We start from the raw sequence: 15,775 nt of genomic DNA, 5'->3' as shown, positions 1-15,775 counted from the left end.
GTGCGTCACCCGCCCGTACCGCGATGCTCGGCACGTCTTTGTGTCCCGATTAGTGCTACCTGCACTGATCAGTCCACTGACCAACTGTTCAGTGTGTCCGCGGTCGGTTCCGCAGCGTGATGGGAACTCAACTCCGCTGTGTGCAAACCAGTCTTCCGGTGCGGACTAATCTCGTCGCGAGGACATCCTGTACCCCGTGACCCGCCGCACACCCCAGCTGCCGGGTCCGTGGAAAGACAGCTACTGGAGAAACACGAGCATGAACCGCAAAACTCTGGTGCTGCCGGCCGTCATAAGCCTGCTCACCCCCGTGCTCGCCGCCTGTGGCAGCTCCGACGGCGGGAGCGGTGGCGACGCGATCGTCGTGGGTACGACGGACCGGTTCACCGCCTCCAGCAACACCCCCGCGCCGCTCGACCCCGCCTACGCGTACGACGTCGGTACCTGGAACGTCCTGCGTCAGACCGTGCAGACCCTGATGACGCAGCCCCGCGGTGACGGCGCCCCCGAGCCCGAGGCAGCCGAGAGCTGCCGCTTCACCGACACCGGCAACGAGCGCTACGCCTGCACGCTCCGCGAGGGCCTGAAGTTCGCGAGCGGCGACCCGATCACCGCCGAGGACGTGAAGTTCTCCATCGACCGGGCGCGCGCCATCAAGGCCGACAGCGGTGTGTTCGCCCTCCTGTCGACGATCCAGCTCGTGGAGACCAAGGGCGACCGCGAGGTGATCTTCCACCTCAACGGACCTGACGCCACCTTCCCGTTCAAGCTCTCCACACCCGTCGCCGGCATCGTCAACTCCGACGACTACGACAAGAAGAAACTGCGGGACGGCTTCGAAGTCGACGGCTCCGGCCCGTACACCCTCAAGGCCGAGGTCAAGGGCAACGAGGTCGTCGAGACCGTCTTCACCAAGAACCCCCACTACAAGGGGCTGTTGAAGCCGAAGAACGACGAGGTCGTCCTGCGCTCCTTCGACGATGCCGAAGCCATGGGCGCCGCGCTCGAAAAGGGCGACATCGATCTGATGACCCGCGCCATGTCGCCGGAGCAGATCGACAAGCTCGCGGACTCCTCCTCCGACGACATCGACCTCATCGACGCGCCCGGCCTGGAGATCCGCTACCTGGCCTTCAACACCAACGCACCGCTGGTCAAGACCAAGGCCGTCCGCCAGGCCATGGCCCAGCTCGTCGACCGCGCCGCCCTTGTCTCCGAGGTCTACGGCACCCAGGCGGAACCGCTCTACTCCATGGTCCCGGCCAGCATCACCGGCCACTCCAACGCGTTCTTCAACAAGTACGGCGAGCCCAGCAAGGCCAGGGCCAAGTCCATCCTGACCGCGGCCGGCGTCACCACCCCGGTGAAGCTGACCCTGAACTACACGACCGACCACTACGGCGCCGCCACGAAGCCGGAGTTCGAGCAGCTGCAGAAGCAGCTCAACGAAAGCGGCCTGTTCGAGGTCGACATCAAGGGCGCGCCCTGGGACAAGTTCCAGACGGCCGAACGGGAGGGCGAGTACGCCGTCTTCGGCTATGGCTGGTTCCCGGACTACCCGGACGCCGAGACATACCTCTCGCCGTTCCTCGACAAGGACAACTTCCTGCGCCTGCCCTACGCGAACAACGAGATCCGGGGCACGCTGCTGCCCGAGGCCCGCCGAGAGGCCGACCGCCTCACCGCCTCGGACAGCATCAACGACATCCAGGACATCGTGGCCGAGGACGTACCGCTCCTGCCGCTGTGGCAGGGCAACCAGTACGTCGCCGTGAGGGACGACATCACCGGGGGCGAGTACGTGCTCAACTCCGCGTCATCGCTTCAGCTGTGGGAACTCGGCCGTGGTATCGGCGGCTGACCGGAGACCGCACTCCGTACTCCGGGCCTTCGGGCCCGGAGGCTCCGTGAACCGACAACATCAAGGCACTCGCACGTGAACATGCGTAACCCCTCGCCAGTCCTGTCCCTCACCACAGGACTGGCCATCGGCCTGCTCACCGGCTGTGGCACCGTCACGGGCAACGCCTCCGACCCCGGCTCCCGCATCGTGATGGGGATGTCCGACGAGGTACTGGCCACCGACCCCGCGTCCGGCTACGACCCGGGATCCTGGCTGCTCTTCAACAACGTCTTCCAGTCGCTGCTGAGCTTCCCCAACGGCGCCACCGAACCCCGGCCGGAGGCCGCCAGGGAGTGCGCCTTCACCGACGACCGGACCACAACCTACAAGTGCACGCTCAAGGACGGCCTGAAGTTCAGCAACGGTGACTCCCTCACCTCGAAGGACGTCAAGTTCTCCTTCGACCGCATGCTGAAGATCAACGACGAGGCCGGTCCGGCGATCATGTTCCCCATGCTCGACGAGGTCGAGACGCCGGACGACAAAACCGTCGTCTTCAAACTCAAGTACGCCGACGCCACCTTCCCGAGCAAGGTGGCCTCCGGCGCGGGCTCGATCGTCGACCACCGCACCTACGACGCCGACAGGCTCCGCCAGGACGGCGGGGCTGTCGGCTCCGGCCCGTACACACTCGACTCCTTCGGCAAGGACGAGGCCGTCTTCTCGGTCAACGAGAACTACGAGGGCAACGCCGACGTGGAGAACTCCGGAGTCACCCTGAAGTTCTTCCACGGCGACCAGACCGCCCTCAAGAGGGACCTGCGCGACAACGAGCTCGACGTCGCCTACCGCGGGCTCAGCTCCACCGACATCGCCGACATCGAGGCGGACAGCTCCGCCCACAGCGCCCTCGACATCGTCGACGGCACCGGAGCCGAGGTCCAGCACCTGGTCTTCAACATGGACGACCCGGTGGCGGGCAAACTCGGCGTCCGCCGGGCCATGGCCTACCTGCTGGACCGCGAGGCCCTCATCGAGCAGGTCTACCAGGGCACGGCGACACCGCTGTACTCGATCATCCCGGCCGGCATCACCGGCCACAACACGGCCTTCTTCGACACCTACGGCGCCCGCCCCTCCAAGACCAAGGCGGAGGCCGCCCTGCGCGCCGACGGCATCAACGACAAGGTCGAGCTGACCCTCTGGTCCACCCCGTCGCGCTACGGCCCGTCCACCGACCAGGAGTTCCAGGCGATCGCCACACAGCTCAACAACAGCGGCCTGTTCGACGCGACCGTGAAGTCCGTCCCCTTCGAGCAGTACGAGAAGGACATCGCCGCGGGCAAGTACGGCGTGTACGTGAAGGGCTGGGTGCCCGACTACCCGGACCCCGACAACTTCACCAGCCCGTTCTTCGGCGACGGCAACGTGCTCGGCAACAACTACACCAACAAGACGATCACCGGCACGCTCCTGCCGAAGACGGCCGCCGAGAGCGAGCGCTCCGCGACCGAGCAGGAATACGCCGAACTCCAGAACATCGTCGCCGAGAACCTCCCCGTCATCCCGATCTGGCAGGCCAAGCAGTACGCGGTCGTCAAGGACAACGTCTACGGCCTGGAGTACTGCCTCGACGCGTCGACGGTGTTCCGCTTCTGGGAGATCAGCAAGGACTGATTCCGGGAGATCAGCAAGGACTGACACGCACAGCCACGAACACCGAGGGCGCCCCCTGTGACGAAGGGGCGCCCTCGACGCCGTACACCCGGCCCGTGCCGGCACGCCCGCTACTGCGCGCCGGGACGCACCAGCCCGCTCTCGTACGCGTACACCGCGGCCTGCACACGGTCGCGCAGGCCCAGCTTCGTCAGGACATGCCCCACATGCGTCTTGACCGTGGTTTCGCTGACGAACAGATCGGCCGCGATCTCCGCGTTGGACAACCCGCGCGCCACCAGCTTCAGCACCTCCACCTCACGGTCGGTCAGCGTGTGCAGCGTGTCCGGCACCGGCTCGTCACCGGAGGGCAGATGCGTCGCGTACTTGTCGAGGAGCCGACGCGTGATGCTGGGCGCGAGCATCGCCTCACCGGCGGCCACCACACGGATCGCCTGCACCAACTCGTTGGCCGGCGCGTCCTTGAGCAGGAAACCGCTGGCCCCGGCCCGCAACGCCTCCACGACATACTCGTCGAGATCGAACGTGGTCAGCACCAGCACCTTCGCCGGACCGTCCCGGCCGGGCCCGGTGATCTGCCGGGTCGCCTCCACCCCGTCCATCCGCGGCATGCGGATATCCATCAGCACCACATCGGGCTGCAGGGCACGTACCTGGTCGAGCGCCTGAAGACCGTCTCCGGCCTCCCCCACGACCGCGAGTTCCTGCTCCGCCTCCAGGATCATCCGGAAGCCGGTACGCAGCAGCGGCTGGTCGTCGACCAGTAGGACGCGGATGGCCACGTAAGTCTCCTTCGCTAGTCCGGCCCCATTCTGCCCTGCGGGTCTCGGCCCGACGCGGGCGACCTCAGCGGCAGCGGGTACGGCGGGGGAGTGCCGCCGAATTCCGGACAGAACGCCTGGTGGTCGCACCAGCCACAGAGCTTGCTGGGCCGGGGCCGCCAGTCGCCCGTCTCGGTGGCCGCGCTGATCGCCTCCCACAAGGCGAGCAGCTTGCGCTCGACGCGCTCCAGATCGGCGAACACCGGATCGTACGTCACCACATCCCCACTGCCCAGGTAGACCAGCTGGAGCCGGCGCGGCACGACCCTCTTCAGACGCCACACCACCAGGGCGTAGAACTTCATCTGGAACAACGCGCCCTCGGCGTACTCCGGTCTCGGGGCCTTGCCCGTCTTGTAGTCGACGATCCGCACCTCACCGGTCGGCGCGACATCGACACGGTCGATGATCCCGCGCAGCCTGAGCCCCGAGTCCAGCTCCGCCTCGACGAACAACTCGCGCTCCGCGGGCTCCAACCGGGTCGGATCCTCCAGAGTGAACCAGCGCTCCAGCAGCTGCTCCGCCTCCCCGAGCCAACGGGCCAGCCGCTCACCCCCGGGGTCGTCCGCGAACAACTCCACGACCTCCGGCTTCGACTCGCGCAGCCGGTCCCACTGGCCGGGGATCAACGCCCTCGCCCGCGGCGCCGTGCGCTCCGTCGCCGGAGCGTCGAAGAGCCGCTCCAGCACCGCGTGCACCAGCGTGCCGCGCGTGGCCGCCTCGCTCGGCTTCTCCGGGAGTCTGTCGATCACCCGGAAGCGGTAGAGCAGCGGGCACTGCATGAAGTCGCTGGCGCGCGAGGGCGAGAGCGACGCCGGAGCCACGCCGGCCCCGGCCCGCGCCCCTGACGGGAGCCCCGCGCCCGAGCCCCCGTCACCGGAGCCCTCCGCCCTGGCGCCGCCGCTACTGGTGCCGTCGGTACTGGTGCCGTCGGTACTGGTTTCCATGCCCACAGACCATACGGGCCACCACTGACAGTGACGACCCGCGGGACCGCGATCTCGCCGGAGCGAGCGAGACATGCGCTCAGGGGCGCACATCGGAAGGCACGCGACCCTACGGAACACCCCCCGCCACCGCACGCGCGAACGTCTCCCACGACCACCGGGAAACAGCCCGCACGACGGCACGGGTAACAGAGGGGGTGCCGGGGCAGAACGAGCGGCGACGACCACATAGCATCGACCACAGACCCTTCCGCCCCGCACGTAACCGGGCGCGGAAGACGCATCGAACGAGGGGACATCGTGGACGAGAGCGGCGGGAGCGGGCAGCCGCGGTCCGGCAGTGACGAGTCGACCGAGCGCCCCGCAGGGCAGTCGACCCCGGCCGACGACACCGCACGCCCCGAACCCAAGCCCAGTGAGAACCGGCCGGCGCCCGACGCCCCGGCCGACAGCGCCACCCCGGCGCGCACCCACCCCTCACCCGGCCACCAGCCGCCGGCACCCACCGAGCCTCCGGCCGATCACAGAACCGCCACACCCACAGAGCCGACCCGGCAACACCCCGACCCCTCGGCCCAGCACGGAAACCCCGCGCGCCCCGAGCCCCAGGCAGACACCCCGCCCGCGGCCGCGCCCCGCGCCGACGACGACACCGGCGGCCGCATCCCCACCGCCCCCACCGGAGACCGCAAACCGCCCCAGCGGCCCAAGGAGCCCGGCGGCGGAATCCTCATGGGACGCCCGTTCGGCGTGCCCGTGTACGTCGCACCCAGCTGGTTCCTCGTCGCCGCACTGATCACCTGGGTCTTCGGCGGCCAACTCGACCGAGTCCTGCCCGAACTCGGCAACGCCCGATACCTCGTGTCACTGTTCTTCGCGGTGGCCTTCTACGCCTCCGTACTCGTCCACGAACTCGCCCACACCATCGCCGCACTGCGCTTCAAACTGCCGGTGCGCCGCATCCAGCTGCAGTTCTTCGGCGGAGTCTCGGAAATCGAGAAGGAGTCCGAGACCCCGGGCCGCGAGTTCGTACTGGCCTTCGTCGGACCGCTGCTCTCGCTGGTCCTCGCCGGTGTCTTCTACGTCGCCCTCCAGACCGTCGAGCCCGGCACCGTCCCCGGCGTGCTGCTGGCCGGACTGATGATCTCCAACCTGATCGTGGCCGCGTTCAACCTGCTGCCCGGACTGCCCCTCGACGGCGGCCGCATGCTCCGCGCCGTCGTCTGGAAGATCACCGGCAAACCGATGAGCGGCACCATCGCCGCCGCCTGGATCGGCCGCGCCCTCGCCGTCGCCGTACTGATCGGGCTTCCCCTGCTCACCCAGTCCGGCGCGCTCGGCACGGGCGCCGAAGACCTCGGCGGCATGGACACCGTCACCGACGCCCTGCTCGCCGCGATCCTCGCCGCCATCATCTGGACCGGCGCCGGCAACAGCCTCCGCATGGCCCGCCTGCGCGAACACCTGCCCGAGCTGCGCGCCCGCAACCTCACCCGCCGCGCCGTCCCCGTACAGACCGACACCCCGCTCTCCGAAGCGCTGCGCCGCGCCAACGACGCCGGCGCCCGCGCCCTCGTCGTCGTCGACGCCGACGGCGAGCCCCTGTCACTGGTCCGCGAGGCCGCCATCGTCGGCGTACCCGAGCACCGCCGCCCCTGGGTCGCCGTCAGCGGCCTCGCCCAGGAACTCACCGACGGCATGCGCGTCTCCGCGGAACTCGCCGGCGAAGACCTCCTCGACGCCCTGCGCGCCGCCCCTGCCACCGAATACCTGGTCGTGGAGGAATCAGGCGAGATCTACGGCGTCCTCTCGGCGGCCGACGTCGAGCGCGCCTTCGTCAAGGCCATGGCACGCCCCAGCTGACCACGGAGCACACACTCCGTGGTCTACGGCCCCCTCCAGGACCGGTAGGCTGGTCACATGTCCGAACCGACCGGTGCCGCCCGCCGTCGCGGGCCCTTCAAGGTCGGGGACCAGGTACAGCTGACCGACCCCAAGGGACGCCACTACACGTTCACGCTCGAAGCGGGGAAGAACTTCCACACCCACAAGGGTTCCTTCCCGCACGACGAGTTGATCGGAGCGCCCGAAGGTAGCGTCGTCCGCACCACGGGGAACGTCGCCTACCTGGCGCTGCGCCCCCTGCTCCCCGACTACGTCCTGTCCATGCCCCGCGGCGCCGCCGTGGTCTACCCCAAGGACGCGGGGCAGATCCTCGCCTTCGCCGACATCTTCCCCGGCGCCCGCGTCGTGGAGGCCGGCGTCGGCTCCGGCTCACTCAGCAGCTTCCTGCTGCGGGCCATCGGCGACCAGGGCATGCTGCACTCGTACGAGCGCCGCGCGGACTTCGCCGAGATCGCGCAGGCGAACGTCGAGCGCTACTTCGGCGGCCCGCACCCCGCCTGGCAGCTCACCGTCGGCGACCTCCAGGACAACCTGAGCGACACCGACGTCGACCGCGTCATCCTCGACATGCTCGCCCCTTGGGAATGCCTGGAAGCCGTCTCCAAGGCCCTCGTCCCCGGCGGCATCCTGTGCTGCTACGTGGCGACCACCACCCAGCTCGCCCGGACCGTCGAGTCCATCCGCGAGATCGGCTGCTTCAACGAGCCGACCGCCTGGGAAACGATGATCCGCAACTGGCACATCGAAGGCCTCGCCGTCCGCCCCGACCACCGGATGATCGGCCACACCGGCTTCCTGCTCACCGCCCGCCGCCTCGCGGACGGCGTCGAACCGCCCATGCGCCGCCGCCGCCCCGCCAAGGGCGCCTACGGCGAGGACTACGCCGGACCGAACGCCGACGGAGGCACCGGCCACTGAGGCGGCCCGGTGCCGCGTCCAACGCACAAGCGCCGTGGCCGAGTTCCCGGAACCGACCGGGAACTCGGCCACGGCGCTCTTCTGTTGACAAGAGCCGGCGCCCGTCCCTGTCGACAAGCCGACACGACCACGGCGCTGTGGCACTCCCGGAACCCCAACTCCGCGAACGCCCACCAGAAGACGGCACCCCGCCGTTCCCCCGCACTGTGACGTGTGGCACCATGCGGTCCACCCCCACCCCCACCACCACCGGCACAGCCCTCACAGGAGACACATCTCTCGTGCAGCAACCCGCCGTCCCGGAACTCGCACACACGCACACCCGCCCCATCCACTGGGTCGCCACGGCCACCGCCCTGTCCGCCGTCGTCGCCCTGTCCTCACTGCTGCAACCCGATCCGGCGACCGCGGTCCAGGCCGGCACCCGAACACAGCCCGCCCCCACCACCGCGAAGGCCCCGGACACCACCGGCGTGGACTTCCCCATCGAGTGCGGACCCACCAAGGCCGTGGTGCGGAAAAAAGCCTCCGGAGACCTCGACGGCGACGGCATCCCGGAAACCGTCGCCGTGGTCCGCTGCGACGCCGGCTCCGGAACCCCACCCGACGGCGTCTACGTCCTCACCCAGGGCACCGCCACCCAGCCCCGCGTGGTCGCCACCCTGATCAACCCGAAGGACCGCCTCACCGTCCAGGACTTCGCCGTCCGTGACAACGCGGTGACAGCCACACTGCTCGGCTACTCCTCGATCGACGTACCGAGTTGCTGCCCCGACCTGACGGACCGCGCCAAGTGGCAGTGGAAGAACGGCGCGTTCGTACGCTCCCAGCTCTCCGAGGCGCGCAGCTTGTGACGAACGCCTCCCCGAGCGCTACCGCGGCAGCCGCCCCGCTGTGACAAAACAGACAAGAGTCACACTGGGCGCCTGTCTGCTCACTCAGCGTCCGGGCCGTACACCTCGACCCTGTCCGAAACTCGACGCACGTGGATGCACTCGCCGGGACACTCCTTCGCCGAGTCCACGACGTCCGTGAGAAGCGTCAGCGGCACGGGTGTTGTCGCGCCCGGGGCCTGCAGCAACTCGTCGTCCGAGCCCTTCACATAAGCCAGGCCGTCAATGTCGAGCTCGAAGACCTCCGGGGCATACTGGGCACAGATACCGTCGCCGGTGCACAGAGCCTGGTCGATCCAGACTTCCAGCGCCTCGCCGCCTGCTCCGGCCTCCTGCTGCACGCTCATCTCTCCTACCGATTTCCTGTGCCCGCCGATCCGGTACCAAAGACAAGTCGGCCCAGCTCTGACGGGTGTTGAACTCTTCGACCCTACCTCCGCCCGCTTCCCAATCATGTTCGGTGGGTATTCCCCTGGCGTGAGGGAGAGCGCAAGGGTGAAGATCGGACACACCTTGACAGTCTTTGTGATCTAGGGGTTTCAATCGACACCCACCCAGGTAGGGTCTGGAAGCGTCCAGCTCCCCTTGGAGGAGGTGAGGACCGTGGCAGCCCACGACGACGACATGAACCGCGGCATCCGCCCGGGACGAGGGTCCGACGACCCTGCCGGGCAGATCGCCTACCTTGAGCAGGAGATCGCCGTCCTGCGACGCAAGCTCGCCGACTCTCCGCGACACACGAGGATTCTCGAAGAGCGGATCGTCGAGCTGCAGACCAACCTGGCCGGCGTGTCCGCCCAGAACGAGCGACTCGCGAACACGCTCCGTGAGGCCCGCGACCAGATCGTGGCCCTCAAAGAAGAGGTCGACCGACTCGCACAGCCACCGGCCGGCTTCGGAGTCTTCCTCACGGCGAACGAGGACGGCACCGCCGACATCTTCACCGGAGGCCGCAAACTCCGGGTGAATGTCAGCCCAAGCGTCGAGCTCGACGAGCTCCGGCGCGGCCAGGAAGTAATGCTCAACGAAGCACTCAACGTGGTCGAGGCCATGGAGTTCGAGAGGGTCGGGGACATCGTCACCCTCAAGGAGATCCTTGAGGACGGCGAGCGCGCCCTGGTGCTCGGGCACACCGACGAGGAACGGGTGGTACGGCTCGCCGAGCCGCTGCTGGACGTCACCATCCGCCCCGGCGACGCCCTCCTGCTCGAACCCAGGTCCGGCTACGTCTACGAGGTCGTACCCAAGAGCGAGGTCGAAGAACTCGTCCTCGAAGAGGTGCCCGACATCGGCTACGAGCAGATCGGCGGCCTGGGCAACCAGATCGAAATGATCCGCGACGCCGTCGAGCTCCCCTACCTCTACCCCGACCTCTTCAAGGAACACGAGCTGCGGCCCCCCAAGGGCGTCCTGCTGTACGGACCCCCCGGATGCGGCAAAACACTGATCGCCAAGGCCGTGGCCAACTCACTCGCCAAGAAGGTCGCCGAGGTGACCGGCCAGGCCGCCGGCAAGAGCTTCTTCCTCAACATCAAGGGCCCCGAGCTCCTGAACAAGTACGTCGGCGAGACCGAGCGGCAGATCCGCCTCGTCTTCCAGCGCGCACGGGAGAAGGCCAGCGAGGGCACCCCCGTCATCGTCTTCTTCGACGAGATGGAATCCCTCTTCCGCACCCGCGGCTCCGGTGTCAGCTCGGACGTCGAGAACACGATCGTCCCCCAGCTGCTCGCCGAGATCGACGGCGTGGAAGGCCTGCAGAACGTGGTCGTGATCGGCGCCTCCAACCGCGAGGACATGATCGACCCCGCCATCCTGCGCCCCGGCCGCCTCGACGTGAAGATCAAGATCGAGCGTCCGGACGCCGAAGCGGCCAAGGACATCTTCGGGAAGTACCTCACCGAACGCCTCCCGCTGCACGCCGACGACCTCGGCGAGCACGGCGGCGACAAGGCAACCACGGTCCAGAGCATGATCCAGACCGCCGTGGAACAGATGTACGCCGAATCGGAGGAAAACCGCTTCCTGGAGGTCACCTACGCCAACGGCGACAAGGAAGTCCTCTACTTCAAGGACTTCAACTCCGGCGCCATGATCGAGAACATCGTCGGCCGCGCCAAGAAGATGGCCATCAAGGACTTCCTTGAGAAGAACCAGAAAGGCCTCAGGGTCTCCCACCTCCTCCAGGCATGCGTGGACGAATTCAAGGAGAATGAAGACCTGCCCAACACGACCAACCCGGACGACTGGGCTCGGATCTCCGGAAAGAAGGGCGAACGGATCGTCTACATCCGTACCCTGATCACCGGAAAGCAGGGTGCGGACACCGGACGCTCCATCGACACGGTGGCGAACACCGGACAGTACCTGTAATAGCCAGGGCGGCTGCGGGTGCCCTTCTGGGGGGTACCCGCAGCCGACTGTTTTCAGGGCACGGCTGGAGCAAGGCAATGACGCAAATGATCTCCCCACCAGCGCAGAGGCGTTCTAGGCTCTTTCGTACCGCCGGATCGCGCAGTGCGGGGACGGGCACCGCAGCACCGGAGCGCCAGCGGTACTTGAGCGCCGCCCCCGACCGAGGGCGCCGCCCGGCAAGGAGGGCCGCATGACCGTACGGCGAGTAATGGGCATCGAGACGGAGTACGGCATCTCCGTCCCCGGCCACCCCAACGCCAATGCCATGCTCACCTCATCCCAGATCGTCAACGCCTACGCCGCGGCGATGCACCGGGCCCGCCGGGCCCGCTGGGACTTCGAGGAGGAGAACCCGCTACGGGACGCGCGAGGATTCGACCTCGCCCGCGAGGCCGCCGACGCCAGCCAGCTCACCGATGAGGACATCGGCCTGGCCAACGTGATCCTCACCAACGGCGCACGACTGTACGTCGACCACGCCCACCCGGAGTACAGCGCCCCCGAGGTCACCAACCCACGCGACGCCGTCCTGTGGGACAAGGCCGGCGAACGGATCATGGCAGAAGCCGCCGAACGCGCGGCCCAGCTCCCCGGCGCCCAGCCGATCCACCTCTACAAGAACAACACCGACAACAAGGGCGCCTCCTACGGCACGCACGAGAACTACCTGATGAAGCGGGAGACCCCCTTCTCGGACATCGTGCGCCACCTCACGCCGTTCTTCGTCTCCCGCCAGGTCATCGCCGGAGCCGGCCGCGTCGGCATCGGCCAGGACGGACACGAACACGGCTTCCAGCTCAGCCAGCGAGCGGACTACTTCGAGGTAGAGGTGGGCCTGGAGACCACCCTCAAGCGCCCCATCATCAACACCCGGGACGAACCGCACGCGGACGCCGAAAAGTACCGTCGCCTCCACGTGATCATCGGCGACGCCAACCTCTCGGAGATCTCCACCTACCTCAAGCTGGGCACCACGGCCCTCGTGCTGTCCATGATCGAGGACGGCTTCATCGCGGTCGACCTCGCCGTCGACCAGCCCGTACGCACCCTCCACCAGGTCTCGCACGACCCCTCACTCAAACGCCTCATCACCCTCCGCAGCGGTCGCACCCTGACCGCCGTACAACTCCAGATGGAGTACTACGAGCTGTCCCGCAAGTACGTCGAGGAACGCTTCGGAGCCGACGCCGACGAACAGACCAAGGACGTCCTGACCCGCTGGGAGGACACCCTCAACCGGCTGGAGCACGACCCCATGAGCCTCTCCGGCGAGCTCGACTGGGTCGCCAAGCGCGAACTCATGGAAGGCTACCGGCGCCGCGACAGCCTCGACTGGGACGCGGCCCGCCTGCACCTCATCGACCTCCAGTACGCCGACGTACGCGCCGAGAAGGGCCTCTACAACCGCCTCGCCGCCCGCGGCAAGATCAAACGGCTGCTCGACGAGACGGACGTGGAACAAGCCCGCACGAAGCCCCCGGAGGACACCCGCGCGTACTTCCGCGGCCGCTGCCTGGAGCAGTACGCCGACGACGTCGCGGCCGCCTCCTGGGACTCGGTGATCTTCGACCTGCCCGGCCGGGACTCCCTCCAGCGCGTTCCAACCCTGGAACCGCTTCGCGGAACGCGTAATCACGTCAAGGAACTCCTGGACCGCTGCCGCACCGCAGAAGACCTGGTCAGGGTCCTGTCCGGCGGCTGAGCGGATGCTTCGGCCGAGGCGGCCGTGCAGGGTGGAAAGGACGCCGTCCGGGAATCATCGAGGTGGTCCCCGGACGTTGTAGCAACTGCGGGGCCAATGTCAGACCCGGCTTGTAGGGTCTGATCAAGACCACTCGGCAGCAATGCCGACCATGTCGGGCGAACTGAGCGGGGTGAGGGTTATGGCGACCAAGGACACCGGCGGCGGACAGCAGAAGGCCACGCGCTCTACCGAGGAGGTCGAGGAGCAGGCGCCTGAGGCGCAGGCGAGCGAGGACCTCAAGGAGCGGCAGGAGAAGCTGAGCGACGACGTGGACTCGGTGCTGGACGAGATTGACGATGTCCTCGAGGAGAATGCGGAGGACTTCGTTCGAAGTTTCGTTCAGAAGGGCGGCGAGTAGCCTTCGAATCGAAGGCGTCGGGGGGCTCTGGAGTTGACAAGCGAAGAAGGGCAGAGGCGCTGCTCGCGGTGCAAGGAGTCCAAGCCGCGGGCGGCCTTCGCCAGCAATAAGGCTGCTCGTGACGGGCTGCAGGCCTACTGTCGGGAGTGCTGGGCGGCGTACCACCAGGAGCGACAGCTGGCGAAGGGAAGAAATGTCCGGCCGCGAGTGGAGACACCCGAGGGTCATAAGTTCTGCCGGAGCTGCGGGGAGATCAAGCCGCACAGTGAGTGGCACCGCAATGCAACGGCCTCCGATGGTCTCTCAACGAGTTGCAAGACGTGCCGAGCAGGCAAGGGGCGTGCGGGGCACCTGAAGCGTCAGTACGGCATGACCGAAGCCGAGCGGGACGAGATGATCGCTTCCCAGATGGGGCTCTGCGTGATCTGCCTGAAGGCTCCGGCCGCGCATGTGGATCACTGCCATTCGACGGGTAGGGTCCGTGGCGTACTGTGCTTCAACTGCAATTCGGCCATCGGCAAATGGGGAGACGATCCCGACGCTGCCCGTCGGGTTGCCGCTTACTTGGAAGGAACCACGTGGAAGCCAATCCTCGTAGCACCGGGCGTCTACCAGCTGCCTTCCTGACGCCTGGCTCGTCCTCGTTCATGGACTTCCTGTCCGAGCACCAGCCGGAGATGCTCCCGGGCAACCGGCAGCTGCCGCCCACGCAGGGCGTGATCGAGGCGCCGCACGGCACGACGATCGTGGCCGTCACCTTCCCGGGTGGTGTGGTGCTGGCCGGTGACCGGCGGGCCACCATGGGTAACGTCATTGCTCAGCGTGATATCGAGAAGGTGTTCCCGGCGGACGAGTACTCGGCCGTCGGTATCGCCGGCACGGCCGGTCTGGCGGTCGAGATGGTCAAGCTCTTCCAGCTGGAGCTGGAGCACTTCGAGAAGGTCGAGGGTGCCCAGCTGTCCCTGGAGGGCAAGGCCAACCGTCTGTCGACCATGATCCGTTCCAACCTCGGCATGGCCATGCAGGGCCTCGCCGTGGTCCCGCTGTTCGCCGGGTACGACGTCGACCGTGAGAAGGGCCGGATCTTCTCGTACGACGTGACGGGCGGCCGTTCCGAGGAGAAGGGCTTCGCGGCCACGGGCTCCGGTTCGATCTTCGCGCGGGGCGCCATGAAGAAGCTTTTCCGTGATGATCTGTCCGAGGCCGACGCCACGACGTTGGTGGTTCAGGCCCTGTACGACGCGGCTGACGACGACTCGGCGACGGGCGGTCCCGATGTCGCCCGCCGGATCTATCCGATCGTCACCGTGATCACCGAGGACGGCTTCCGCCGGCTCACCGAGGAGGAGTCCTCCGAGATCGCCCGCTCGATCCTGGCGCGGCGCCTGGAGCAGCCCGACGGTCCGCGGGCCGCGTTGCTGTAGTCGGCGGCCGTTTCTTGTCAAGGTGATCCAGTGACTTCCACAGAAAGGGACGGATAACCGGTGTCGACGCCGTTCTATGTCTCACCCCAGCAGGCGATGGCCGACCGGGCGGAGTACGCCCGCAAGGGCATCGCGCGTGGTCGCAGCCTGGTTGTGCTGCAGTACACCGACGGCATCGTTTTCGTCGGCGAGAACCCGTCCCGTGCGTTGCACAAGTTCAGCGAGATCTATGACCGGATCGGCTTCGCGGCGGCCGGTAAGTACAACGAGTACGAGAATCTCCGGATCGGTGGCGTCCGCTACGCCGACCTGCGGGGTTACACCTATGACCGCGACGATGTGACGGCCCGGGGTCTGGCCAACGTGTACGCGCAGACGCTGGGGACGATCTTCTCGTCCGCGGCCGAGAAGCCGTACGAGGTGGAGCTGGTGGTCGCCGAGGTGGGGGAGACCCCGGAGGGCGACCAGATCTACCGTCTTCCGCATGACGGCTCGATCGTGGACGAGCACGGCTCGGTCGCGGTCGGGGGTAATGCCGAGCAGATCAGCGGCTATCTCGACCAGCGGCACCAGGACGGCATGTCGCTCGCCGAGGCGCTGAAGCTGGCGGTTCAGGCTCTGTCGCGTGACACGAACGGCAGCGAGCGGGAGATTCCGGCCGAGCGTCTGGAGGTCGCCGTCCTGGACCGTACGCGTCCGCAGAAGCGGAAGTTCAGGCGCATCGTGGGCCGTCAGCTGTCCCGCCTGCTGGAGGTCAATGGTGCGGAGACGGCCGCGGAGGCTGAGGATCCCGACGAGGAGAAGTAGCCGGTAGCCCCAGTACCTGCCGCTCG

Annotated in this window: 14 protein-coding genes; 11 read left to right on the top strand and 3 right to left on the bottom strand. The window is 67.6% G+C overall.

The features are described from left to right. Positions 1-259 precede the first annotated feature (259 nt). Together IE262_RS14280 and IE262_RS14275 are read left to right on the top strand one after the other, a co-directional pair. Positions 260-1,861: an ABC transporter substrate-binding protein gene (locus IE262_RS14280; RefSeq protein ID WP_134039237.1), complete on the top strand. Its 1,602-nt coding sequence runs from the start codon at positions 260-262 to the stop codon at positions 1,859-1,861. 81 nt (positions 1,862-1,942) lie between these two features. Continuing rightward, positions 1,943-3,520 carry an ABC transporter substrate-binding protein gene (locus IE262_RS14275; RefSeq protein ID WP_373305051.1) on the top strand — a complete coding sequence of 526 codons (1,578 nt, stop codon included), beginning with the start codon at positions 1,943-1,945 and terminating at the stop codon, positions 3,518-3,520. 110 nt (positions 3,521-3,630) lie between these two features. On the opposite strand, the gene IE262_RS14270 is transcribed toward IE262_RS14275, so the two are convergent. Both IE262_RS14270 and IE262_RS14265 read right to left on the bottom strand, forming a co-directional pair. Then, positions 3,631-4,302 (bottom strand): response regulator, encoded by a 672-nt coding sequence (locus IE262_RS14270; protein WP_134039235.1) that lies wholly within the window; start codon positions 4,300-4,302, stop codon positions 3,631-3,633. 14 nt (positions 4,303-4,316) lie between these two features. Then, on the bottom strand, positions 4,317-5,288 hold the full coding sequence (locus IE262_RS14265) for a RecB family exonuclease (RefSeq protein ID WP_229877253.1): 972 nt from the start codon (positions 5,286-5,288) through the stop codon (positions 4,317-4,319). Between the two features lie 300 nt (positions 5,289-5,588). On the opposite strand from IE262_RS14265, the gene IE262_RS14260 reads away from it, so the two are divergent. From IE262_RS14260 to IE262_RS14250, 3 genes are all read left to right on the top strand, one after another. Next, on the top strand, positions 5,589-7,151 hold the full coding sequence (locus IE262_RS14260; RefSeq protein WP_189873889.1) for a site-2 protease family protein: 1,563 nt from the start codon (positions 5,589-5,591) through the stop codon (positions 7,149-7,151). Between the two features lie 57 nt (positions 7,152-7,208). Next, on the top strand, positions 7,209-8,111 hold the full coding sequence (locus tag IE262_RS14255; protein ID WP_134039232.1) for a tRNA (adenine-N1)-methyltransferase: 903 nt from the start codon (positions 7,209-7,211) through the stop codon (positions 8,109-8,111). Between the two features lie 281 nt (positions 8,112-8,392). Next, the gene (locus tag IE262_RS14250) at positions 8,393-8,965 is read left to right on the top strand and encodes a hypothetical protein (RefSeq protein WP_134039231.1); all 573 of its coding nucleotides are present in this window, start codon (positions 8,393-8,395) and stop codon (positions 8,963-8,965) included. A gap of 80 nt (positions 8,966-9,045) precedes the next feature. Here the strand turns inward: IE262_RS14250 and IE262_RS14245 are convergent, their stop codons facing one another. Then, a complete protein-coding gene (locus IE262_RS14245) occupies positions 9,046-9,351 on the bottom strand; it encodes a ferredoxin (RefSeq protein WP_189873887.1) in 306 nt (101 codons plus the stop codon). A gap of 256 nt (positions 9,352-9,607) precedes the next feature. On the opposite strand from IE262_RS14245, the gene arc reads away from it, so the two are divergent. The 6 genes from arc (at position 9,608) to prcA (ending at position 15,749) form a co-directional block, all read left to right on the top strand. Next, positions 9,608-11,374, top strand: coding sequence for a proteasome ATPase (arc, locus tag IE262_RS14240; protein ID WP_134039229.1), 1,767 nt, complete (start codon positions 9,608-9,610; stop codon positions 11,372-11,374). Positions 11,375-11,606: 232 nt separating this feature from the next. After that, positions 11,607-13,118: a depupylase/deamidase Dop gene (dop, locus tag IE262_RS14235; protein ID WP_351086463.1), complete on the top strand. Its 1,512-nt coding sequence runs from the start codon at positions 11,607-11,609 to the stop codon at positions 13,116-13,118. A 181-nt stretch (positions 13,119-13,299) separates the two neighbouring features. Then, a complete protein-coding gene (locus IE262_RS14230) occupies positions 13,300-13,518 on the top strand; it encodes a ubiquitin-like protein Pup (RefSeq protein WP_020128324.1) in 219 nt (72 codons plus the stop codon). Positions 13,519-13,551: 33 nt separating this feature from the next. Further along, on the top strand, positions 13,552-14,145 hold the full coding sequence (locus IE262_RS14225; protein WP_189873885.1) for an endonuclease VII domain-containing protein: 594 nt from the start codon (positions 13,552-13,554) through the stop codon (positions 14,143-14,145). Beyond that, entirely contained in the window at positions 14,097-14,942 is an 846-nt protein-coding gene (prcB, locus tag IE262_RS14220; RefSeq protein WP_189873883.1) for a proteasome subunit beta, read from the top strand. Before IE262_RS14225 ends, prcB begins: the two co-directional genes overlap by 49 nt. A 60-nt stretch (positions 14,943-15,002) precedes the next feature. After that, a complete protein-coding gene (gene prcA, locus IE262_RS14215; protein WP_134039226.1) occupies positions 15,003-15,749 on the top strand; it encodes a proteasome subunit alpha in 747 nt (248 codons plus the stop codon). Positions 15,750-15,775 lie beyond the last annotated feature (26 nt).

The sequence above is a fragment of the Streptomyces bluensis genome, from assembly GCF_014650715.1.
Classification (GTDB): Bacteria; Actinomycetota; Actinomycetes; order Streptomycetales; family Streptomycetaceae; genus Streptomyces; species Streptomyces bluensis.
This window is presented reverse-complemented; position numbering and strand designations above follow the sequence as displayed.